Annotated in this window: 17 protein-coding genes; 5 read left to right on the top strand and 12 right to left on the bottom strand. The window is 52.2% G+C overall.

What is annotated here, in order from left to right; all coding sequences use genetic code 11:
* Nucleotides 1–78: 78 nt before the first annotated feature.
* The 6 genes from pckA to EK22_RS03545 all read right to left on the bottom strand — a co-directional run bounded on the left by pckA (nucleotide 79) and on the right by EK22_RS03545 (nucleotide 7,696).
* Complete coding sequence (gene pckA, locus EK22_RS03570; protein ID WP_036248143.1) at nucleotides 79–1,659, bottom strand: phosphoenolpyruvate carboxykinase (ATP); 1,581 nt, start codon at nucleotides 1,657–1,659, stop codon at nucleotides 79–81.
* Between the two features lie 294 nt (nucleotides 1,660–1,953).
* The gene (mtaB, locus tag EK22_RS03565; RefSeq protein WP_036248141.1) at nucleotides 1,954–3,240 is read right to left on the bottom strand and encodes a tRNA (N(6)-L-threonylcarbamoyladenosine(37)-C(2))-methylthiotransferase MtaB; all 1,287 of its coding nucleotides are present in this window, start codon (nucleotides 3,238–3,240) and stop codon (nucleotides 1,954–1,956) included.
* 4 nt (nucleotides 3,241–3,244) lie between these two features.
* Nucleotides 3,245–4,474 (bottom strand): nucleoside recognition domain-containing protein, encoded by a 1,230-nt coding sequence (locus EK22_RS03560; RefSeq protein ID WP_020157607.1) that lies wholly within the window; start codon nucleotides 4,472–4,474, stop codon nucleotides 3,245–3,247.
* Between the two features lie 220 nt (nucleotides 4,475–4,694).
* Nucleotides 4,695–6,059, bottom strand: a complete 1,365-nt coding sequence (purB, locus tag EK22_RS03555) for an adenylosuccinate lyase (protein WP_020157606.1) — start codon at nucleotides 6,057–6,059, stop codon at nucleotides 4,695–4,697.
* Between the two features lie 91 nt (nucleotides 6,060–6,150).
* Complete coding sequence (gene mnmA, locus EK22_RS03550) at nucleotides 6,151–7,242, bottom strand: tRNA 2-thiouridine(34) synthase MnmA (protein WP_020157605.1); 1,092 nt, start codon at nucleotides 7,240–7,242, stop codon at nucleotides 6,151–6,153.
* Nucleotides 7,235–7,696: an NUDIX hydrolase gene (locus EK22_RS03545; RefSeq protein WP_020157604.1), complete on the bottom strand. Its 462-nt coding sequence runs from the start codon at nucleotides 7,694–7,696 to the stop codon at nucleotides 7,235–7,237. Before EK22_RS03545 ends, mnmA begins: the two co-directional genes overlap by 8 nt.
* 265 nt (nucleotides 7,697–7,961) lie before the next feature.
* Here EK22_RS03545 and clpS point away from each other — a divergent pair, with 265 nt between their 5' ends.
* Nucleotides 7,962–8,285, top strand: coding sequence for an ATP-dependent Clp protease adapter ClpS (gene clpS / locus EK22_RS03540; protein ID WP_020157603.1), 324 nt, complete (start codon nucleotides 7,962–7,964; stop codon nucleotides 8,283–8,285).
* A 16-nt stretch (nucleotides 8,286–8,301) separates the two neighbouring features.
* Nucleotides 8,302–10,572: an ATP-dependent Clp protease ATP-binding subunit ClpA gene (clpA, locus tag EK22_RS03535; RefSeq protein ID WP_020157602.1), complete on the top strand. Its 2,271-nt coding sequence runs from the start codon at nucleotides 8,302–8,304 to the stop codon at nucleotides 10,570–10,572.
* A gap of 43 nt (nucleotides 10,573–10,615) precedes the next feature.
* Here clpA and infA read toward each other — a convergent pair whose 3' ends face one another.
* The 4 genes from infA to trxB form a co-directional block, all read right to left on the bottom strand.
* Entirely contained in the window at nucleotides 10,616–10,834 is a 219-nt protein-coding gene (gene infA, locus EK22_RS03530; RefSeq protein ID WP_020157601.1) for a translation initiation factor IF-1, read from the bottom strand.
* Nucleotides 10,835–10,924: 90 nt separating this feature from the next.
* On the bottom strand, nucleotides 10,925–11,626 hold the full coding sequence (locus EK22_RS03525; protein ID WP_036248325.1) for an arginyltransferase: 702 nt from the start codon (nucleotides 11,624–11,626) through the stop codon (nucleotides 10,925–10,927).
* A 2-nt stretch (nucleotides 11,627–11,628) separates the two neighbouring features.
* Nucleotides 11,629–12,324: a leucyl/phenylalanyl-tRNA--protein transferase gene (gene aat, locus EK22_RS03520; protein WP_020157599.1), complete on the bottom strand. Its 696-nt coding sequence runs from the start codon at nucleotides 12,322–12,324 to the stop codon at nucleotides 11,629–11,631.
* 72 nt (nucleotides 12,325–12,396) lie between these two features.
* On the bottom strand, nucleotides 12,397–13,350 hold the full coding sequence (trxB, locus tag EK22_RS03515) for a thioredoxin-disulfide reductase (RefSeq protein WP_036248135.1): 954 nt from the start codon (nucleotides 13,348–13,350) through the stop codon (nucleotides 12,397–12,399).
* A 205-nt stretch (nucleotides 13,351–13,555) separates the two neighbouring features.
* Between trxB and EK22_RS03510 the strand changes: the two genes are divergently transcribed.
* Nucleotides 13,556–15,865, top strand: a complete 2,310-nt coding sequence (locus tag EK22_RS03510) for a DNA translocase FtsK (RefSeq protein ID WP_081917757.1) — start codon at nucleotides 13,556–13,558, stop codon at nucleotides 15,863–15,865.
* Nucleotides 15,866–15,867: 2 nt separating this feature from the next.
* Entirely contained in the window at nucleotides 15,868–16,068 is a 201-nt protein-coding gene (locus EK22_RS03505) for a hypothetical protein (protein WP_036248128.1), read from the top strand.
* Nucleotides 16,069–16,222: 154 nt separating this feature from the next.
* Here EK22_RS03505 and ppdK read toward each other — a convergent pair whose 3' ends face one another.
* Nucleotides 16,223–18,973, bottom strand: a complete 2,751-nt coding sequence (gene ppdK, locus EK22_RS03500; protein WP_036248125.1) for a pyruvate, phosphate dikinase — start codon at nucleotides 18,971–18,973, stop codon at nucleotides 16,223–16,225.
* Nucleotides 18,974–19,003: 30 nt separating this feature from the next.
* Nucleotides 19,004–19,948, bottom strand: a complete 945-nt coding sequence (locus EK22_RS03495; protein WP_036248123.1) for a histone deacetylase family protein — start codon at nucleotides 19,946–19,948, stop codon at nucleotides 19,004–19,006.
* Between the two features lie 74 nt (nucleotides 19,949–20,022).
* Between EK22_RS03495 and acnB the strand changes: the two genes are divergently transcribed.
* A complete protein-coding gene (acnB, locus tag EK22_RS03490; RefSeq protein WP_036248121.1) occupies nucleotides 20,023–22,593 on the top strand; it encodes a bifunctional aconitate hydratase 2/2-methylisocitrate dehydratase in 2,571 nt (856 codons plus the stop codon).
* Nucleotides 22,594–22,602 lie beyond the last annotated feature (9 nt).

Genomic DNA, 22,602 nt, shown 5'->3' with positions numbered 1-22,602 from the left:
TTTTTATTGCTTGCGTCCCGGCCTTTTCTGTTCGGGAGGCGGCATTCAATGGGGTGATTGACTCAACCCGGCCTTGAACTACAGGTGCGGTCCGGCTTTGGTGAAATCAAAATCATCGCCGGCGTTGGTATATTTCTTGAAGTTCTCGATGAACATGCCGGCGAGCTTTTTCGACGTCGCATCAAACGCCTCTTTATCTGCCCAGGCATCGCGCGGGTTGAGTCGGGCATCATCGACGCCTGCCAGCTCTTTGGGAATGAACAGGCCGAAGTAAGGTATTTTGTTAAATTCAGCCTTGTTGATGCTGCCGTCCAGGATCGCATTGATGCAGGCGCGCGTCGCTTTGATGCTCATGCGCTTGCCGACCCCGTAACCGCCGCCGCTCCAGCCGGTATTGACCAGATAGGCGTTAACGCCGTGTTTTTCCATTTTTTCGCCGAGCAGCTTGGCGTAAACGGTTGGATGCAGCGGCAGAAACGCTTCGCCGAAGCAGGCGGAAAAAGTAGCCTGGGGTTCGATGATGCCGCGTTCTGTGCCGGCAACCTTGGCGGTATAGCCGGACAGAAAGTAGTACATGGCCTGGTCCTTGGTCAGCCGGGAGACCGGCGGCAGAACGCCGAAGGCATCGCAACTCAGGAAAATAATATTTTTCGGCAGGCCGGCCTTGAGTGTCGGCTCATGGTTTTCGATGTGCTCGATAGGGTACGAGACGCGGGTGTTTTCAGTTTTGGAGCTGTCGAAGAAATCGACCACGCCGTCTTCGTCATACACCACGTTTTCCAGCAAGGCATGACGTTTGATGGCGCCATAAATCTCGGGTTCATTCTCCGGAGACAGGCCGATACACTTGGCATAACAGCCGCCTTCGAAGTTGAAGATGCCTTCATCGCTCCAGCCGTGTTCATCGTCGCCAATCAGTTTGCGCGCGGCATCGGTCGATAAAGTGGTTTTGCCGGTACCTGACAGGCCAAAGAACAAAGCGACATCACCCTCCTTGCCGACATTGGCACTGCAATGCATGGACAGGATGCCATCCAGCGGCAGCCAATAGTTCATCATGGTGAAGATGCCTTTTTTCATCTCGCCGCCGTACCAGGTGCCGCCGATGATGGCGATGTTCTTTTCGACGTTGAAGATGCAGAACACTTCCGAATTGAGACCGTGCTTTTGCCATTTCTCATTGATCATGTTGCTGGCATTATAGACCCGAAAATCGGGGGCGAAATGATTGAGTTCCTCGTCCTCAGGACGGATAAACATGTTTTTGACAAAATGCGACTGCCAGGCAAATTCGGTAATAAAACGCACGGACTTGCGCGAGTGCGGGTTGGCGCCGCTGTAACCGTCGGTTACATAAATATCCTTGCCGGAAAGATAATCGATGACGTCCGCGTAGAGCTCGTCAAATATCTCGGCCGACACGGGCTGGTTGATTTTGCCCCAGGCGATATTATCGCTGGAGGGAAGTTGCTGGACAAAATACTTGTCCTTAGGCGAGCGCCCGGTAAATTTGCCGGTGTCGACCATCATTGTGCCGTTGCTTGAAACCTTGCCTTCATTATTGCTGGTTTCATGGGTGAACAGCTCATCATAGCTGAGATTACGATAAACAGTGCCCACGCTCTTCAATCCCAAATCATCTGGGCTCAATCCTCTCATTAAAACCTCCTGTGGATGGCTTTTTACCATCACTAATTATGTTAACGGTCTAAGCCGGTCTTGTTAGTCAGCTACAACGGATGAGTTGTATACGGCTCAAAATCTTCTTTGCTAAAGGGTTGAGACGCGGTTGAAAAATCTCCCTTCATTATTGTCTCAATGTGCTAAAAATAATGGCGCGGATTCGGTGCCGCCGCCATGCTGAGCTATGAATAAATCATATATCATTTTAACTTAAAGCTAAACTCCCGGAATGATTTAGACACTGCTCCGCCGTGCCGCGAGCAGGCTTGATTACGCCAGTTCCGCAACCAGGTGATTTTCGGCATTCGCCGTTAATCTGGCAGTAATAATTTGATTCTCAAGCGATTCATCCTGATTGATCACGCAGCCTACGCGCAGATAATTGGGCGTATAGCCGAACACTCGCTTTTTGCCGGCATCGAGCTCTTCGCTGTAGCCCTCCCATAACACAGGGAACGCATTGCCGACATTGTCCGCGAAAAACCGCTGCTTCATTGTCTCGGCCAGTTCATGCAGCTGCTGGCTGCGCTGCTTTTTGATCTCATTGGATAACTGATCGGGCAGCGTGGCGGCCTTAGTGCCTTCTCGCGGCGAGTAAGTGAAGATATGGATATGGCCGAAACCGGTCTGCTTGATGAAACCGAAGCTGTCCTGCCATTCCTGTTCGGTTTCGCCGGGAAAGCCGACGATGATATCGGTCGTGATGTTGAAGTACGGTATTTGCGCGCGCAGCCGATCCACGATGGCGGCAAACTCGTCGGTTTTGCAGCGCCGCGCCATGCGCCTTAGCACCGCATCCGAACCGCTCTGCAAGGGCAGGTGCAAGTGCGGCATCAAGCGAGGGTTATCGAACAGCGCAAAAAAATCATCGGACAATTCCCACGGTTCCAAAGACCCCAGTCTCAGTCTTGGTATGTCTGTTTTGGCCAGAATGGACTTAATAAGATCCGATAAATTATTGCCCAGATCGCTGCCGTAGCCGCCCAGATGCACGCCGGTCAGGATGACTTCATCGATGTTCTGGCTGTGCAGCGCGTTGATTTCATCGATGACGTCCGCGACAGACCGGCTGCGCTCGACGCCGCGCGCAACGGTCACGATGCAGAACGTGCAGCGGTAGCGGCAGCCGTCCTGCACCTTGACAAAGGCGCGCTGCCGGCCGCGCGTGAACAGGGAGATCTCGCCCGGTTCCGTCGACATGGCCGGCATGCTGTCCATATTGAGCGTGGTCAGGGTTTTTTCGACCAGTTGGTCCTTGTCCTTGTTGCTGACGACCAGGTCGACGCCCATTAGCTGCGCCGCTTCATCTTCGTTCAAGGTCGCATAGCAACCGCTGACGACCAGTTTGGCTGACGGGTTGTCCCGATGGATGCGCCGAATCAGCTGGCGCGATTTTCTGGCGGCGTCCTGGGTCACGGCGCAGGAGTTGATGACGACCAGATTGGCGGCTTCTGCTTGTCGCGTTATTTGATGGCCGGCTTTTTGAAAAGCCTGGGCCCAGGTTTCCAGTTCCGCTTCGTTAAGGCGGCAGCCGAGCGTTTTGAGGTGGATATTCATAACATCATCCGAAGAACCAGTAGGCAACAAAAATGGCGGCCATGATGCCCGCAAAATCGGCTATTATCCCACAAGCGGCGGCATAACGGATATTTTTGATGCCGACCGCGCCGAAGTAGATGGCCAATACATAAAAAGTGGTTTCCGTGCTGCCCTGCACGATCGAAGACAGGCGTCCGGCAAACGAGTCGGCGCCCATCGTCTTCATTGTATCGATCATCATGGCCCGGGCGCCGCTGCCGCTGAATGGTTTCATCAGCGCCGAGGGCAGGGCATCAATAAAGCGATCGTCCAGCATCAATAGATGAGCCGTGTAACGGGCCAGGTCCGCCAGCAGGTCCAAGGCGCCGCTGGCCCTGAATACGCCGATGGCGACCAGCATGGCAACCAGGTAAGGAATGATGGTAATGGCGGTCTGAAAGCCTTCCCTGGCGCCATCGATAAAGGCTTCATAGGCATTGATGCCTTTATATAGGGCGCCGGAAATAAATGCGATGACCAAAGTGTACAGGATGACATTGCTGATCAGTGCGGATTGTTCAAGCATTTGCTGCTGGGGCAAACTTGAAAAATAATTGATAACGCCGCCGACAAACAGGGAAAATCCGCCCAGATAAGCCAGAATGACTTTGTCGAACAGGTTGATTTTTTGCACGAAGGCAATGGCCAGCAAACCGGCCAGCGTTGACGTATAAGTCGCTAATAGGATTGGAATAAACACATCGGTCGGGTCAGTCGCGCCCAGTTGCGCGCGGTATGTGAAAATCGTTACCGGAAAAAGCGTGACCCCTGAGGTGTTGATGACCAGAAACAGTATTTGTGCATTGCTGGCGGTTTCAGGGTGCGGGTTCAGCGTTTGCAGTTCCTTCATGGCTTTAATACCCAGTGGCGTGGCGGCATTGTCCAGTCCCAGCGCATTGGCCGAGATATTCATGACCATGGCGCCCAGGGCGGGGTGGTCTTTGGGGATATCGGGCATCAAGCGGCTGAATAGCGGCGCGAGGCCTTGCGTCAATAACTGGATAAATCCGCTGCGTTCACCGATGCGCATAATGCCCAGCCATAGTGCCAGGATGCCGGTCAGGCCCAGGGCTATTTCGAATGCCGATTTCGACAGGCTGAACATCGCGGACATGATTTGCGCGAAAACCTGTTGATCGCCCAGAAAGAGCAGTTTAAACAGCGCGGTGAGAAAAGCGGCGATGAAAAAGAAAATCCAGATGATATTGAGCACAATAGGCCAGTGAGTAAAAACTGTGCGCTATTTTAAAGCCTGAAAGCGGTGATTGTCTTGCCGGAAATAAAAAAGGCTGTGCCAGGAGCGGCGACACAGCCATAAGGACAGATTGCCGAGTTAGCTTAACAAGGGAGAAAGTTAACCTGGATGGCAATCGTGGTCGGATTGTTACAGAAGCCGGTAATTTTTAATGTGATTCGTCTCACAAAAGGAATCATTAAACGTTCTTGGCCAGGTTTTCCGCATAGCCGGTGTAATTGCGAGGCGTTAACGCCAGCAACGCCGTTTTGGCTTCGGCCGGTATGTCCAGCGTATCAATAAAAGCCTGTAGCTGCTCCGGCGTGATGCGCTGGCCGCGGGTCAGTTCTTTCAATTTCTCATAGGGTTTCTCAATGCCGTAGCGACGCATGACGGTTTGAATTGGCTCGGCCAGCACCTCCCAGTTGGCATTCAGATCGGCTTCGATGGTTTCGGCATTAATCTGCAATTTGGAAATGCCTTTCAGGCTGGCCTGTATCGCGATGCTGGTATGAGCGATGCCGACGCCGATATTTCTGAGCACGGTTGAATCGGTCAAATCGCGTTGCCAGCGAGATACCGGCAGTTTCTCGGCTAAAAACGAGAACAGGGCGTTGGCTATGCCCAGATTGCCTTCCGAGTTTTCGAAATCGATCGGGTTGACTTTGTGCGGCATCGTCGATGAACCGATTTCGCCGGCAATGGTTCTTTGGCGAAAATAACCCAGCGAAATATAACCCCAGATATCACGGTCGAAATCCAGCAGAATCGTGTTGAAGCGAGACAATGCATGAAAAAACTCGGCAATATAATCGTGCGGTTCGATCTGGATGGTATAAGGATTCCATTGCAGGCCTAAGGATTCGACAAAATTTCTGGAAAATTCCGCCCAGTCCACATCAGGATAAGCGACAGCGTGGGCGTTGTAATTGCCGACAGCGCCATTGATCTTGCCTAACAAGGCGACATTTTCCAGTTGTTCCTTCTGGCGCAGCATGCGCGCGGCCACATTGGCGAATTCCTTGCCGGTAGTGGTCGGGCTGGCCGATTGGCCGTGAGTGCGCGACAGCATGGGCTGGCCGGCCGTTTCCACGGCAATGGCCTTGATCGCATTGATGCAGTCGGCGATTTGCGCGGCAATGACCGCACGGCCTTCTTTCAGCATTAAGGCGTAGGACAGGTTGTTGATGTCTTCCGAGGTGCAGGCGAAATGAATGAATTCGCTGACTTTTTCTAGTTCGGCATGGCCGGTTATTTTTTCCTTGAGCAAATATTCAACGGCTTTGACATCGTGATTGGTGGTTTTCTCGATGTCTTTAACGCGCTGGGCATCGGCTTCCGAAAAGTGATCGACGATGCTGTTCAATAATTGGTTGGCGGAATCGCTCAGCGGACTGACTTCCGCAATCCGCGGATGAGCCGCCAGCGCCTGCAGCCAGCGCACTTCAACCTGTACGCGAAAGCGAATCAGGCCGTATTCGCTGAAAATAGGCCTTAATTCCTTCACTTTGTCGGCATAGCGGCCATCAATGGGGGAAATAGCGGTAAGGGCAAAATTTGTCATGGTTATTCCGAATGTTTTAAAGAGTTTATTACGACGAAGCCATGCCGGTGCGGAGTAACAGGGTTCAGCTTCGCACAAAAAACGTTAGATGTTATTCATTAGTCTTGGATTCAATAATGCCGCCGCCCAAGCAGATTTCGCCGTCATAAAAAACGACGGACTGGCCCGGCGTAATGGCTCTTTGCGGTTGATCAAAAACAGCCTTGCAGCGATCGCTGCCGATGGGTTCCAGCCGACAAGGCTGGTCCGCCTGCCGGTAACGCGTTTTGGCGCTGCAGCGTATTGTTTGAGTTAACGGCCTATTGCTGCACCAGTCCAATTGGCTGGCTTCCAGTACATTGTGCAGCATCAACGGATGATCGTGACCCTGGCCAACGATAAGAATATTGTTTTCGAGGTCTTTTTCGAGGACATACCACGGCTCGTCCGGTGCATCTTTAACGCCGCCTATGCCTAAGCCCTGACGTTGACCCAGGGTGTAATACATCAAGCCCTGATGCGGACCGATGTACTGGCCTTCCGGTGTGCGCATTTCGCCGGGCTGGGTTGGCAGATACCTCTGCAGGAATTCCTTGAATTTACGCTCGCCGATAAAGCAGATGCCGGTGCTGTCTTTTTTCCTGTAATTGGCGAAACCGGCTTTTTCGGCCATGGCCCGGATTTCGGTTTTATACAGGTGGCCGATTGGAAACAGGGTGCGCGCCAGCTGTTTTTGCCCCAGCGTGTAAAGAAAATAACTTTGCTCTTTGCCGGGATCTAGCCCTTTCAATAAAAAGTATTCGCCGTTTTTCTCGCTGACGCGAGCATAGTGCCCCGTGGCAATGTATTCCGCACCGAGGTCTTCAATCGCATAGTTCAGGAAGGCTTTGAACTTGACGTGCTTGTTGCAGAGAATGTCCGGGTTGGGTGTGCGGCCGGCCTGGAATTCGGACAGGAACACTTCAAATACTTCATCCCAGTATTCGGCGGCGAAATTGACGGTTTTTAATTCAATGCCCAGCTTGTCGCAGACCTGTTGCGCATCGGCGAGGTCTTCCATGGCTGTGCAGTACTCGGTACCGTCATCCTCTTCCCAGTTTTTCATGAATAAACCGGTGACCTGGTGGCCTTGTTCCAGAAGTTGTAATGCTGTTACTGAGGAGTCGACACCGCCGGACATGCCGACGATTATGTTTTTACGCATGGTCAAGATCGAGAAATGATTTTAGTAATGATAAAGGGTGACGCTGTCCGCTCAGGTATTCGTCCACGGCAATAAGCACCAAAGGGCTGCGTAAACGATGTTCCCTGGCGGCTATTTCGTCACGGCTCAGCCAGTGGGTGGCAATAATACCCTCATCCAGTCGCTGGTTGGGGTTGTATGAATGGCACCGCCCGGAAAAACAGATTCTGACGAAACTGGGGAATTCAGGATTTTTTCGCCAAAGTTGAATGGAGAGGACATGCTCGGGCTCAAAATGCCAGGCGGTTTCTTCGTAGACTTCACGTTTGACGGCTGCAATCAGGTCCTCGCTCTTTTCAAGATGGCCTGCTGGTTGGTTGAACTGAAGGCCGTTGGAAGTTTCTTCTTCAACGAGCAAAAAACGATTGTTCTGTTCAATAACGGCGGCAACTGTAACATGCGGTTTCCAAACCATTAACAAATTCCGGCTGCAAAAAACTGATATTTTACTTGATTTGGTTATATTATGTTCGTAAAGATTTTTGAACTCTGCCTATAAAACAAGTCAAAGTTGGTGTCGTAAATGTTGTCTAAGAATGCGGGATGACTGATCAAGCTAATGCCGATCAATGATTTTTCGATATTTACGAAGAATGACTGTATTTTGTTAGGATAGGGTTGAAATTTACTGATGTTGGCACTATGGTAAGCTCTTAAAGTACTTTTATTATTTGGTTGATATGTCCGGTTTTGATCCATCTAAAGATAATGACGACGGCTTGGTTGTTCAAGAGGCCAAGCCTAAACTGAAACGGCCACCTTTATACAAGGTCATCTTGTTGAATGACGATTTTACACCGATGGACTTTGTAATTGAGATTTTAATGGATTTTTTTGCTATGACTGAAGAAAAGGCGACACAAGTGATGTTGCAGGTGCATACGCAAGGAGTTGGTGTATGTGGCACCTATTCCAAGGATGTTGCTGAAACCAAGGTATATATAGTTAATGAATATTCGCGAGAGCATCATCATCCATTATTGTGTTCAATGGAAGAAGCATAGGTTGGAGAGATAGATTATGTTAAGTAAAGAACTTGAAATTACATTGAATCATGCTTTTAAAAATGCGCATGATAAGCGACATGAATTTATCACGGTTGAGCATTTACTGCTGGTGCTGCTCGATAATGCTTCCGCGGAGCCGATTCTGAGAGCATGTGGATGTGATATTAAGTTGTTACGTGCACAGTTGACTCAATTTATTGATGAGACAATGTCATTGATTCCGGAAGGTGTGCAGCGTGAAACTCAGCCTACTTTGGGTTTTCAGCGAGTGCTTCAGCGTGCTGTTTTTCATGTGCAGGCCTCGGACAAGAAAGAGGTTTCCGGCGCCAACTTATTTGTGGCCTTGTTTAGTGAGCAGGATTCTCACGCGGTTTATCTGTTGAACAAGCAGGACATATCACGTTTGGATGTCGTCAATTATCTTGCGCATGGCATTTCAAAAGTGGAACAGGAACGAGAGTCTTCCGATGAGCGGGCATCTGAAATTGGGGCTTCGGATCCTGATGCTTCAGGCAGTCCATTGGATAAATACGCCGTCAATCTCAATGAGGAGGCTTTACAGGGTCGGATTGATCCGTTAATTGGGCGTGAGCTTGAGGTTGAAAGAACCATTCAGATACTCTGCCGTCGCCGTAAGAATAATCCTCTATTGGTGGGCGAGGCCGGTGTAGGCAAAACGGCAATCGCGGAAGGCCTGGCGAAAAGAATCGTCGAGGAGAGCGTGCCTGAAATCCTGCTGAACAGCACCATCTATGCCCTGGATTTAGGTGCGCTGGTGGCCGGGACCAAATACCGCGGTGATTTTGAAAAACGCCTGAAGGCCCTGGTCAGCCAATTGAAGAAAGAGCCTGAATCGATTTTGTTCATTGATGAGATTCATACCATTATCGGCGCGGGATCAGCCTCGGGCGGCGTCATGGACGCATCCAATCTGATTAAGCCGGTGCTGGCTTCCGGCCAGTTGCGCTGTATCGGTTCTACGACTTATCAGGAATACCGCGGTATTTTTGAAAAAGATCATGCGCTGGCACGCAGATTCCAGAAAGTTGATGTCGTCGAGCCCTCCGTTGAGGACACCATCCTCATTCTAAAAGGTCTTAAATCGCGCTTCGAGGAACATCACGATGTGAAATATTCCGTCGAAGCTTTGCGGCTGGCGGCGGAATTATCTGACCGCTATATCACGGATCGGCATTTGCCCGATAAAGCCATTGATGTTATTGATGAAGCGGGCGCAAAACAGCGCATGATGCCTGATGCTGAGCGTAAGGATGTTATCGATGCCGCTGAAATTGAAGAGATTGTTTCAAAGATAGCCAGGGTACCGGCAAAATCCGTATCTTCAAACGATATAGATAAGCTGGCGAATCTGGAGAAAAACCTGAAAATGCTGGTCTTCGGTCAGGATGAGGCGATTTCGGCTCTGGCGTCAGCGATAAAGTTATCGCGTGCGGGCCTGAGGGAATCGCAAAAAACCATCGGTTCATTCCTCTTCGCGGGACCTACAGGTGTAGGTAAAACAGAAGTGACGCGTCAATTAGCCAAAGTATTGGGTGTTGAACTCATTCGTTTTGATATGTCCGAATACATGGAGCGGCATACGGTTTCCAGGTTGATTGGTGCGCCTCCCGGATATGTAGGCTTCGATCAGGGCGGGTTGCTGACCGAACAAGTGACCAAGCATCCTCATGCCGTGTTGCTGCTTGATGAATTGGAAAAAGCCCATCCTGATGTGTTTAATCTGTTGCTGCAGGTCATGGATCACGGTTCGTTGACCGATAACAACGGACGTAAGGCCGATTTCCGGAATATTATTCTGGTCATGACCACAAATGCCGGGGCGGAAGAGGGTAGCCGTGCTTCAATTGGCTTTACTCAGCAGGATCATGCCAGCGATAGCATGAAAGTGATCGAAAAAGGGTTCTCGCCGGAATTCCGCAACCGCCTGGACGCTATTATTCAGTTTAAACCTCTGGATATTTCAATTGTCGGGCACGTGGTTGATAAGTTCATCTTTGAACTGGAAGCTTTACTGGCAGAGAAGCATGTTACGCTGACGCTGGAACCCGATGCCCGATTGTGGCTGGCTGAAAATGGCTGTGATCCGAAAATGGGAGCTAGGCCAATGGCGCGATTAATTCAGGAAAAAATCAAGAAACCTCTTGCTAATGATTTGCTATTTGGCAAGTTGGCTCATGGAGGTGATGTGCGGATTTATGTGGAAGACAATGCGCTTGCCTTTGCGATCGAAAGCAATGAGTTAAGTGTTCCTGAAGGCAGTTAATCGTTCTGGATGCATGCGCGATGTCCAATAAATTGAGGATGGATTAGCGCATGCGGAACGTGATACGGCCTTTAGTCAAATCGTAAGGCGTCATTTCAACTTTAACTTTGTCTCCGGTGAGGATGCGGATGTAATGTTTACGCATTTTTCCGGAGATATGTGCTGTCACAATGTGACCGTTTTCAAGTTCAACACGAAACATAGTATTCGGAAGTGTGTCAATCACTTTGCCTTCCATTTCAATTTGATCTTCTTTAGCCATTTGTTTTAATCCAAGTAATATAAAGCCGCCAATGATAACATAAGCTTGTTTTTAACAACAAACACGTATATCGAAAAGGGGATTTTTTGTTTAAAGAGACAATTCAGCCCAGCAATTATCGATAAATAATTGCAAGGGTTGATATTTACTTTTATAAGACATTTTTTTACAGTTTTTTATCCAGAACCCCAGGTATAAAAATTCCCGTTGTTGCAGTTTTGCCTGTTCAATTTGCCATAAGATGGCATAAACGCCTAGGCTGTGACTGGAAAATTCAGGTTCAAAAAACGTATAAACAGCCGACAAGGCATTGTCCAGGTAATCTATTACGGCTATTCCTGCCAATTTACTGCCAATGGAAAACTCCACGAAGCGTGTGTCGCACCATGTGCTGCTCAGAAAATTGAGATATTCATCGGGACTGGACTCCGCCATGGAGCCATCGCCGTGTCTCATTTTCTGATACCGCATATACATATCGTAATGTTGTTGTTCAAAGACAGGCGGCTTGACGATGGCCCTGGTTTGACTGTTCTTTTTCAGGCAGCGCTTCTGGTTTCTGTTGATCTTGAATTCATTCACCGCCAGCCTTGCCGGAAGACAGGCTGAGCATTGGGGACACTTGGGAATATAGACTTGATCGCCACTGCGACGAAAGCCTTGTTCGATCAGTTGCGAATAGAGAGAGGGAGTCAGTTGAAATGTTGGATGCACGAACGCGGACTGGGCCTGCTCTCCAGTCAGATAGCTGCAGTCGTATTCCTGGGTCAAAAATAACGGGATGGAAATCATCGTCATTGAAGTTGCCAAGCGTGTTTATTGGCGGGGATGTCGCAATATCGATCAAGTAACTCTACAAAATAGGCTCGGTCAATTTCTTGAGCGCCCAAACTTTCCAGGTGGCGCGTATGTACTTGGCAGTCTATTAGCTGGTAGTCCCATTGTTTAAGTTGCTCGACCAGTCTGACGAAGGCTACCTTGGAGGCGTCGGTCATACTATGAAACATGGATTCGCCAAAAAAAACCTGGCCCAGGGCCACGCCGTAGAGTCCGCCGACCAGTGCGCCGTTGTGCCAGGTTTCCACCGAGTGAGCGAAGCCGAGTCGGTAAAGTTCGTTATAGGCCTCGGTTATTTCATCTGTGATCCAGGTTCCGGTACTGTTTTTTCGAAGCTCTCCACAAGCATTGATAACTTGCTTGAAAGCCTGATCGAAAGTCACTGAAAAGATATTTTTGCGCAAAGTCTTGCGCAGACTGCGGGATACATTCAGTTTGTCCGGGAATAAGACTAATCTGGGGTCGGGCGACCACCAAAGAATAGGATCCTCAGGGTTATACCAAGGAAAAATTCCGTTTCTATAAGCTTTAAGCAATCGCGTTTTTGACAGGCAGCCGCCCACGGCAAGCAAACCGTCAGGTTCTCGCAACGCTTTACTTAACGGAGGAAAATCCTCATCCGGGTTGTTGAGGTCTAGGATTGTCAGTTGCATAATGCCAGAAGAAAGGCGCAAGGATAGAAAAAGTATCTATTTGCCTTGAGCTTTTCATCTTGTATGTATCTCCTATACAGACTCATCCAGGAATTTTTCCGCATCGAGAGCGGCCATGCAGCCCGCTCCAGCTGAAGTGATCGCCTGTTTATATACGGCGTCCATCACGTCGCCGGCAGCGAATACGCCTTCCACGCTCGTTGCCGTGGCATTGCCATGAAGACCGCTTTTGACCTTGATATAACCATGTTCCATATCAAGCTGACCTTCAAAAATGCTCGTGTTGGGCGTGTGGCCGATGGCAATAAAAACGCCGTGCAAATCCATTTCCTTGGTTGAGCCGTCATGGGTGTTTTTGATTCTGATGCCGGTAACCCCCATATCATCCCCCAGTACTTCATCCAGCGTATGATTCCATTCAATGGCTACATTACCGTTTTCCGCTTTTTCAAGCAACTTGCTGGACAGGATTTTTTCGGAACGGAATTTGTCGCGACGATGAATGACGGTGACTTTAGAGGCGATATTCGCTAAATACAATGCCTCTTCAACAGCGGTATTGCCGCCGCCAATAACTGCCACCGGTTTGTTTCTGTAGAAGAACCCGTCGCAGGTCGCACAGGCTGAAACGCCTCTGCCTTTAAAGGCTTCTTCCGATTCCAGGCCTAAATAGCGTGCCGAGGCGCCGGTGGCAATAATCAGGGCGTCACAAGTATAACTGCCCGCATCGCCTGTTAATTTGAAGGGACGGGTGGATAAATCGGCCGTATGGATATGGTCGAAAACAATCTCGGTATCGAATCGTTCGGCGTGTTTACGCATTCTTTCCATCAGATCAGGTCCCTGCAAACCTTCAACATCGCCGGGCCAGTTATCGACTTCTGTGGTTGTGGTTAGTTGACCACCTTGTTGCATGCCAGTAATGATAACCGGATTCAGGTTCGCGCGCGCGGCATAGACGGCGGCCGTGTATCCGGCAGGGCCGGAACCAAGAATCAAAAGACGGCAGTGTTTGACGTCGCTCATCAAAAATCCTCCAAAGGGTAACAGATAGACAAAACTTCAGGAATTATGAAGGCGAAATATTATTTCGTAAACTTTTTATCTAACGTTTGTCTGCAGGAAGGCGGGGAGCTGTTGTGGACATTACTAATGTAAAATGTGTGATTATTCATCTATAATGATGTTTTATTGGTAATATTGTCAGACGAGTTGTTACATGGCTGCTGTGATGGAAGAAAAAACTTACCGGGGGTTGCGCGAAGTTGCTTTATTAGGTTTTTCCGCTTGTGCATTATTTTTTTTAATTTCACTGGTCACTTTCAGTAACGAAGATGCCGGCTGGTCACATAGCGGCGCAATACAGGAAGTTACCAATGCATGTGGCGTCGTCGGTGCATGGTTGTCTGATTTTACCCTCAGTATTTTTGGTTTAATTGCGTACTTGTTTCCGGGCATGATTACCTGGTTCGGCTATCTGATATACAAACAAGGCTGGCGAACCGGCAGCCTCATGCTGATGGCATTGCGCTGGACTGGCTTTATTGCCACCATTATTTCAGGAGCGGCGTTATTTTCCCTGCATTTGCTGAGAACGGGAGTTGAACTGCCGGGTACTACAGGGGGGATTCTGGGCCAGGAAACCGGTGATGCCTTGCAGATTGTGTTCGGCAATTCAGGGACGACACTGTTTTTATTGGTTGTCTTATTGGCCGGGGTCACCTTGTTTACGGGACTGTCCTGGATAACCTTGCTAGATATGATCGGTAAATCCACGGTTATTCTCTGCCGCTTTATAGGGATTAAACTCATGACGCTCTGGCAGATGAGTCCAATCCATCGTATTCAGATATCAGTCAAGCCCTCTCGAGTTCAGGCACCCGAGTTTGTCGCCGCGAAACCCGAGGTCAAGAAAAAGCCCAAAATGAAAATGTTGCCCGCCATCGAAGCGGTGCCCATTATCGAAAAGGCTGAAAAAGTCATCATCAGCAAAGTTGAAAAAATAAGCAAGGCAAAAAAACAGTCGCCCTCGGGTGAAGGCGTCTTACCGCCCTTAACGATGCTGGATGAACGTGATACGCGCGTCAAGGGCTATTCCGAGAGCGATCTGGAGGAAATGTCGCGGCTGGTAGAGAGCATTCTTGAGGATTTCAATGTTATCGTAGAAGTCGTTGGCGTGCTTCCGGGGCCCGTGATCACGCGTTTTGAATTGCAGCCGGCTGCCGGCGTTAAAGTCAGTCGTATCAGCGGCTTGTCCAAGGATCTGGCGCGGGCTTTATCGGTAACGAGTGTGCGTATCGTCGAAGTGATTCCGGGCAAATCGGTCATCGGTCTTGAAATTCCGAATCGCGAACGCGAAATGGTCACGTTGCGGGAGTTGTTGGCATCAAAGAATTTTGAAAAATCCAAATCCTTGTTGACCCTGGCGATGGGCAAGGATATTTCCGGTGCACCGGTCGTCGCCGATCTCGGTAAAATGCCCCATGCCCTGGTGGCCGGTACGACAGGCTCGGGAAAATCGGTCGCCATCAACACCATGATCCTCAGCATGCTCTACAAGGCGACGCCGGAACAGGTACGCATGATCATGATCGATCCCAAAATGCTGGAATTGTCGGTTTATGAAGGCATTCCTCATTTGCTGACGCCGGTCGTGACCGACATGAAAGAGGCTAGCAACGCCTTGCGCTGGGCTGTCGCCGAAATGGAGCGGCGCTACAAGCTGATGTCCAAAATGGGCGTCAGAAACCTGGCTGGCTTCAATCAGTTGATTACAGACGCCGAGGCCAGGGGGGAAACCATCAGGGACCCGATGTTCCAACTGGTCAGAGAGCTTGAAGAAGGTGAAGAGTTTCCGGTATTGACGACCTTGCCGAGCATCGTCATCGTCATCGACGAATTGGCCGATATGATGATGATCGTCGGCAAGAAGGTCGAGGAGCTGATCGCGCGTCTGGCCCAGAAAGCCAGGGCCGCCGGCATCCATTTGATCCTGGCGACCCAGCGCCCGTCCGTTGACGTATTGACCGGCCTGATCAAGGCCAACGTGCCGACGCGGATTTCATTCCAGGTTTCGTCAAGGATCGATTCGCGCACGATTCTCGATCAGGGCGGTGCGGAAGCCTTGCTCGGCAACGGCGATATGCTGTTCTTGCCGTCCGGCACCAGTATTCCGATCCGCGCTCATGGCGCCTTTGTCGATGACCATGAAGTTCATCGGGTCGTCGAGTTTCTGAAGAAAACGGCTCCCGCCAATTACCTCGATGAGATTACGCGCGAATCATCCGATTCCAGCGATAGCTTCGGCATGGGCGGTGGCAGCGGCAATGGCGGCGGCGAGAGCGATCCGCTGTATGATGAGGCTGTGCAGTTTGTCACTGAATCGCGAAAGGCTTCAATCTCCAGTGTGCAGCGGCGCTTCAAGGTTGGCTATAACCGCGCCGCCACTATGATTGAAGAAATGGAAGCGGCCGGTGTCGTCAGTCCCGCCGAGTCAAATGGCTCAAGAGTCGTTTTGGCTCCACCGCCGGTCAAGGATTGACCATGAATATTGCCATTATAGGTGTCGTCATGGTGATTGTTGCCGCCCTTGGTGGCATCCTTTTCGTCCGGCGGCATACCGAACAGTCGCAGACACAAGTCAAAATGGTGCTTTTCGGTCTCTATTTCTGGGGGCTCATTTTTGCGCAGATAATTGTTTTGGCACTGGCCTATGCCCTGAACCAGAAATTTCACTTTTTCTGATGAATGTGGGGGGCGACTTCAGTCGACTTTAGCCAACAGGTTTAAGTTAGAAACCACGAAGATCCCGGGGAACACGAAGTTTTTACCTGTTTTTCTCCGTGTTCTTCGTGGTTAAAAATATTTCAAAAATGACAATTGCCGATCAATCACAGGTTTATTCATTCTCCCTATAGTCATTTTCCAGCAGTTTGGCATGCGAGGCGGCAAGCCTGGCAATCGGTATGCGCGGCGCCGAGCAGGAGACATAGTCCAGTTTGATACGGTGGCAAAAACGGATGGACTGGGGGTGACCGGCCTGTTCGCCGCAGATGCCGATTTTGATATCGGGCCGGATTTTGCGGCCCAGCTCCGCCGTCATCTTCATTAGCTGACCGACGCCTTTGACATCCAGCACTTCAAACGGGTTGTCCTCAAGCAGCCCCACTTCATTGTAGAGCGGCAGAAACTTGTTCTCGGCGTCCTCGCGCGAGAAGGAGAAGGTCGCCTGCGTCAGGTCATTGGTGCCGAATGAAAAGAACTCGGCGAATTTCGCCAGCTGCCCGGCGCGGGTGCAGGCGCGCACCGTCTCAATCATGGAGCCGAACTTGAAATTCAGTTTGAGGCTGTAGCGGTCTTCAACGTCCTGCTGTATGTCATGGACATACTCTCTCACCCGTTTCAGTTCCTGTGCAGTAATGACTTGCGGGACCATGATCTCCGGCGAAATCCGGAGTCCCTGCTGTGTACAGATGGCGGCGGCCTCGAGGATGGAGCGGATCTGCATCCGGTAAATTTCCGGATACGACATGCCCAGACGCACGCCGCGATGGCCTAGCATCGGGTTGACTTCATACAGTTCACGAACTTTTTTCAGCATTAATTGCTTCTTGGCGATGGCTTTGCGAATGACATCCTTGCCGAGCCGATTGAACGGTGCCGGCAGTTCGTCATGTTCGCCCAGTGTCTCCAGTGTGACGCGCTGGCCTTTGGCAATAATTTCATACTGCTTGAGCGCCTGTATTTCGTCCTTTAACTGCTGCTCATTAGGCAGAAATTCATGCATGGGCGGATCGAGCAGGCGCACCGTGACCGGAAGAGGCGACATCACGGTAAACAACTGGACAAAGTCCTCCCGTTGTATCGGGAACAGTTTTTTCAATGCGGCTTCGCGGCTTTTCTGGTTGTCGGCCAGTATCATATCAATGACCAGCGGCAGGCGGTCCCTGGCGTTGAACATGCGTTCCGTGCGGCACAAGCCGATGCCGGCGGCACCGTAATCGATGGCCAGCCGGGCGCCGGCCGGCGTATCGACATTGGCGTACACCTTCAGCTCGGCATAGTGATCAGCCCAGGACAATAAGGTTTGGAGTTCTCCGGAAACAGACGGCGTGACCGTCGGAATTTCGTCCAGATAGATCAAGCCGGAGCCGCCGTCGATGGTGATGACGTCGCCCTCCTGTATATGGACATGGCCGACGGTGGCCTGGCGCGACCTGACATCGATTCTGATATCCTCGGCGCCGGCCACGCAGGCTTTGCCCATGCCGCGCGCGACCACCGCGGCATGGGAGGTTTTGCCGCCGCGGCTGGTCAGTATGCCCTGGGCGGCAAAAAATCCGTGGATGTCCTCAGGCTTGGTTTCCTCGCGCAGCAGGATGACTTTTTCGCCGGCGCGGCCCATGATTTCGGCGGTATTGGCATCAAATACGCATTTGCCGCAGGCAGCGCCCGGCGATGCCGGCAGGCCTTGCGTCAGCGCGGAGATCTTGTTGTTCGGGTCAAGCTGCGGGTGCAGCAATTGCTCCAGCAGCTCCGGATCAATGCGCAGCAACGCCCGTTCCTTATCGATCATGCCCTCATTGGCCATTTCGACAGAGGTTCTGACCATGGCCGTGGCATTCATTTTGCCGTTGCGGGTTTGCAGGCAGTAGAGCACGCCGCGTTCTATCGTGTACTCATAGTCCTGAACTTCGTGGTAATGGCTTTCGAGCTTATGGCGCAGTTCAACCAGTTGCCGGTACATCTCCGGCATTTCCACGGCCAGTTCCTGAACCGGCTTGGGCGTGCGGATGCCCGCCACGACGTCCTCGCCCTGGGCATTGACCAGGTATTCGCCGTACATTTCATTGGCGCCGGTGCCCGGATTGCGGGTAAAGCCGACACCGGTCGCGCAATCGTCGCCCATGTTGCCGAACACCATCGCCACGACATTAACGGCCGTACCATTGGCCATTTCCGGCGTGATGCGGAATTCGCGCCGGTAATCGACGGCGCGCTTGCCCATCCAGGAATTGAACACGGCTTTGATGGCCAGTTCCAGTTGCTCGTACACGTTATCAGGAAAAGGCCGGCCGGTTTCGTCGCGCACCACCTGCAGGAACAGTTCGCAGATCTGTTTCAGGTGGTCGGCGCTCAGATCCGTATCGGCCTCGACGTCTGCCTGTCGCTTGACGTTGTCGAAATGCACGTCGAATTTTTCGTCGTCTATGCCCAGCGCAACTTTGCCGAATAGTTGAATAAAGCGCCGATAGGCATCAAAGCTGAAGCGCGGGTCCTGCGTTTGTTCTATCAACGCTTCCAGGGTGGCTTGATTCAAGCCCAGATTCAGGATCGTATCCATCATGCCCGGCATCGAAATCGCCGAGCCGGAGCGTACCGAGACCAGCAGCGGTCTGACCGGCGCGCCGAATTCCTTGCCTGTCGCCTGCTCGACTATCCGCATCTGCAGCTTGACTTCATCCATGAGACCGGCGGGCAATTGTTGATTTTTCAGATAGTCGAGGCAGGCTTCCGTGGTAATGACAAAGCCGGGCGGCACATTCAGGCCGATCTGGGTCATCTCGCAAAGATTGGCGCCTTTGCCGCCTAACAACACCTTATTTTTACCGTCACCTTCGTGAAAAGAATAAATGTATCGAGTTGTCATGCCTGTTCCCTGAAAATAGTGAAGAACTGTTTATTTGCCGGCTTGTACCTCGTATGCCAACAGTGTTTTGACGTGAACGGCAGCACTGGCAGCCAGGGCTTTAAGGTTATAGCCACCTTCCAGTATTGAAATTATTCTGCCTCCGCAATAGATGCCGGCAATCTCCATCAGTTCCTGAGTAACCCATCGATAATCGTCTTCAACGAGTCCGATCGATGCCAAGGGGTCGTCCCGGTGCGCGTCAAAGCCGGCCGAAACCAGCAGCAGTTCCGGCTTGAAAGCTCTCAGCGCCGGCAGGATGATCCGGCTGTATTTATGCCTGAATTCCGCCCCTGAGTCGCCGGCCGCCAGCGGCACGTTGACGATATTGCCGACGCCGGTTTCACTTGGATAGCCCGTGCCGGGGTAATGCGGAATTTCATGGCTGGAGGCATAAAGCACGGCCGGCTGCTCATAAAATGCCGCTTGCGTGCCGTTGCCGTGATGGACGTCAAAGTCCACGATGGCGATGCGCTGAAGATGATGGTGCGTGCGGGCGTATTCGGCCGCAATGGCGATATTGTTGAACAGGCAAAAACCCATGGCCCGTCCGGATTCGGCGTGATGGCCGGGCGGGCGCACCGCGCAGAAGGCGTTGTCGGCTTCGCCGCCAAGCACTTTATCGACGGCATCGCAGACAGCGCCCACAGCCCGCAAGGCGGCCTTTCCCGAGCCGGGCGAAAGCACCGTATCGGAATCCAGATAATGCAGTCCATGCCGGGGGACGGCATTCAGCACGGTATCGATATGAGCTTGTGTATGGACAAGCCTGATTTGCCGCTCCGTGCCGAGCGGCGGCTGCGCCCTGATTAAACCGGAGAATTCGGGCGTGTCCAGGGCATCGGCTATGCTTCTGAGCCGGTCGGCGCTTTCCGGATGGCCTATGCCCGTGTCATGAAGCAGGAAATCGGCATGGCTGTAGTAAAGTGTCTTCACGACGCCTCGCTTTCAAGAATCTGTTAAAATAGCCTCCTTTCTACCGATTATTTGATTTATTTACAAGGAGCCTCATGCTAGATCAATACCGCAAACATGTTGAAGAACGCGCAGCTGAAGGAATAGTTCCGAAACCGTTGAATGCAGAGCAGGTTGCCGGTTTGGTTGAGCTGATCAAACAGCCGCCGGCAGGCGAAGAGGCGTTTCTGCTCGATTTGCTGGCCAATCGCGTGCCGCCTGGTGTTGATGAAGCCGCTTACGTCAAGGCCGGTTTTCTGGCCGCCATCGCCAAGGGTGAAGTGGCTTCACCCATACTCGATGCCGCTAAAGCCACCGAACTGCTGGGCACGATGCTGGGCGGCTACAATATCGCGCCGCTGATCGAACTGCTCGACAACCAGGAACTGGCGCCGATTGCCGCCAAGGCGCTTTCGCACACCTTGCTGATATTCGACGCCTTCCACGACGTGCAGGAAAAAGCCGAGGCCGGCAATGAATTTGCACAACAGGTGCTCAAATCATGGGCCGAGGCCGAATGGTTCACCAGCAAGCCCGAAGTGCCTGAAAAACTGACCGTGACCGTATTCAAAGTCACCGGCGAAACCAATACCGACGACCTGTCGCCGGCGCCCGATGCCTGGTCGCGGCCCGATATCCCGCTGCACGCCAAAGCCATGCTGAAAATGCCCCGGGAGGGCATCACCCATGCCGAGCAGCAGATTGAAGAACTCAAACAGAAAGGCTTCCCGGTCGCTTATGTCGGCGACGTGGTCGGCACCGGCTCATCGCGCAAATCGGCCACCAACTCAGTATTATGGTTTACCGGCAACGACATTCCCTATGTGCCGAACAAGCGCGCCGGCGGCGTCTGCATAGGCGGCAAGATCGCGCCGATCTTCTTCAACACGATGGAAGATTCAGGCGCGCTGCCGTTTGAGTGCGACGTATCGAACATGCACATGGGCGATGTGATCGACATCTATCCTTACCAGGGTGCCGTCAAGCGCCATGACAGCGATGAAATCATCGCCGAATTCTCGCTCAAGACCGACGTGCTGCTCGATGAAGTGCGCGCCGGCGGCCGCATTCCGCTGATTATCGGCCGCGGCCTGACTGACAAGGCGCGCAAAGCGCTGGACCTGCCGGCATCGACCGTCTTCCGCCGTCCGGGCAGTCCTGCCGACACCGGCAAGGGCTTTACTCTGGCGCAGAAAATCGTCGGCAAAGCCTGCGGCGTGGCCGGCGTGCGGCCCAACACCTATTGCGAGCCGCACATGACCACGGTCGGTTCCCAGGACACGACCGGCCCGATGACGCGCGATGAGCTGAAAGACCTGGCCTGCCTCGGCTTCTCGGCCGATCTGGTGATGCAGTCGTTCTGCCATACCGCCGCCTATCCGAAACCGGTCGATGTGGAAATGCAGCATACCTTGCCCGATTTCATCATGAACCGCGGCGGCGTATCCTTGCGCCCCGGCGACGGTATCATCCATTCCTGGCTGAACCGCATGCTGCTGCCCGATACGGTCGGCACCGGCGGTGATTCGCATACGCGTTTTCCGATAGGCATCTCGTTCCCGGCCGGCTCCGGCCTGGTCGCTTTCGCGGCGGCTACCGGCGTCATGCCGCTGGATATGCCCGAATCCGTGCTGGTGCGCTTCAAAGGCGAAATGCAGCCCGGCATCACCCTGCGCGATCTGGTCAACGCCATTCCATATGCGGCGATTCAGCGAGGCCTGCTGACGGTCGAGAAGAAAGGCAAGAAGAACGTGTTCTCGGGCCGTATCCTGGAAATCGAAGGATTGCCGGATCTGAAAGTCGAACAGGCGTTTGAATTGTCCGATGCCTCGGCCGAGCGTTCGGCCGGCGGCTGTACGATTCGCCTGAATGAAGCGCCGATCCGCGAATACATCAATTCCAACATTACACTGTTGAAATGGATGTTGTCCGAAGGCTACGGCGATGCGCGCACGATCGAGCGCCGCATCAAGGCCATGCAGGAATGGCTGGCTAATCCGGTATTGCTGGAGCCCGATGCCGATGCCGAATACTATGAAGTCATCGAAATCGACCTGAATGAAATCAAGGAACCGCTGCTGGCCTGCCCGAACGATCCTGACGACGTCAGACCGCTGTCGGAAGTCGCCGGCACCAAGATCGACGAAGTCTTTTTAGGTTCGTGCATGACCAACATCGGCCATTTCCGCGCCGCCGGCAAACTGCTCGACAAGCATGCAGGCCGCCTGCCGACCCAGTTGTGGGTATCGCCGCCGACCAAGATGGACCAGTCGCAATTGACAGAGGAAGGCTATTACAGCATTTTCGGCAAGTCCGGCGCGCGCATGGAAATGCCGGGCTGCTCGCTGTGCATGGGCAACCAAGCCCGGGTCGCGGATGGCGCGACCGTGGTCTCGACCTCCACGCGCAACTTCCCGAACCGTTTGGGCAATAATGCGAACGTCTATTTGGCCTCGGCGGAACTGGCGGCCGTCTGCTCGATACTGGGCAGAATCCCGACGGTTGAGGAATACATGCAGTTCGCGCATCAGATCGACGAAACGGCGGCAGACACCTACCGCTATCTGAACTTTGACCGGATCAAGGCTTATCGGGAGAAGGCCGAAGCCGTAGAGACAGATAAATAGCAGACCTTG

Origin of the sequence: Methylobacter sp. BBA5.1, assembly GCF_000746145.1 — a bacterium.
In the GTDB taxonomy this organism is placed as follows: Bacteria; Pseudomonadota; Gammaproteobacteria; order Methylococcales; family Methylomonadaceae; genus Methylobacter; species Methylobacter marinus.
This window is presented reverse-complemented; position numbering and strand designations above follow the sequence as displayed.

Excerpts from the sequence above, each read along its gene's own strand:
- trxB (WP_036248135.1), bottom strand. The coding sequence starts at position 13,350 with ATGAGCGACGTCAAACACTGCCGTCTTTTGATTCTTGGTTCCGGCCCT.
- EK22_RS03505 (WP_036248128.1), top strand. The coding sequence starts at position 15,868 with ATGAATATTGCCATTATAGGTGTCGTCATGGTGATTGTTGCCGCCCTT.
- ppdK (WP_036248125.1), bottom strand. The coding sequence starts at position 18,973 with ATGACAACTCGATACATTTATTCTTTTCACGAAGGTGACGGTAAAAAT.
- mnmA (WP_020157605.1), bottom strand. The coding sequence starts at position 7,242 with ATGCGTAAAAACATAATCGTCGGCATGTCCGGCGGTGTCGACTCCTCA.
- acnB (WP_036248121.1), top strand. The coding sequence starts at position 20,023 with ATGCTAGATCAATACCGCAAACATGTTGAAGAACGCGCAGCTGAAGGA.
- infA (WP_020157601.1), bottom strand. The coding sequence starts at position 10,834 with ATGGCTAAAGAAGATCAAATTGAAATGGAAGGCAAAGTGATTGACACA.
- EK22_RS03525 (WP_036248325.1), bottom strand. The coding sequence starts at position 11,626 with ATGATTTCCATCCCGTTATTTTTGACCCAGGAATACGACTGCAGCTAT.
- clpA (WP_020157602.1), top strand. The coding sequence starts at position 8,302 with ATGTTAAGTAAAGAACTTGAAATTACATTGAATCATGCTTTTAAAAAT.
- aat (WP_020157599.1), bottom strand. The coding sequence starts at position 12,324 with ATGCAACTGACAATCCTAGACCTCAACAACCCGGATGAGGATTTTCCT.
- pckA (WP_036248143.1), bottom strand. The coding sequence starts at position 1,659 with ATGAGAGGATTGAGCCCAGATGATTTGGGATTGAAGAGCGTGGGCACT.
- clpS (WP_020157603.1), top strand. The coding sequence starts at position 7,962 with ATGTCCGGTTTTGATCCATCTAAAGATAATGACGACGGCTTGGTTGTT.
- EK22_RS03510 (WP_081917757.1), top strand. The coding sequence starts at position 13,556 with ATGGAAGAAAAAACTTACCGGGGGTTGCGCGAAGTTGCTTTATTAGGT.
- purB (WP_020157606.1), bottom strand. The coding sequence starts at position 6,059 with ATGACAAATTTTGCCCTTACCGCTATTTCCCCCATTGATGGCCGCTAT.
- mtaB (WP_036248141.1), bottom strand. The coding sequence starts at position 3,240 with ATGAATATCCACCTCAAAACGCTCGGCTGCCGCCTTAACGAAGCGGAA.
- EK22_RS03545 (WP_020157604.1), bottom strand. The coding sequence starts at position 7,696 with ATGGTTTGGAAACCGCATGTTACAGTTGCCGCCGTTATTGAACAGAAC.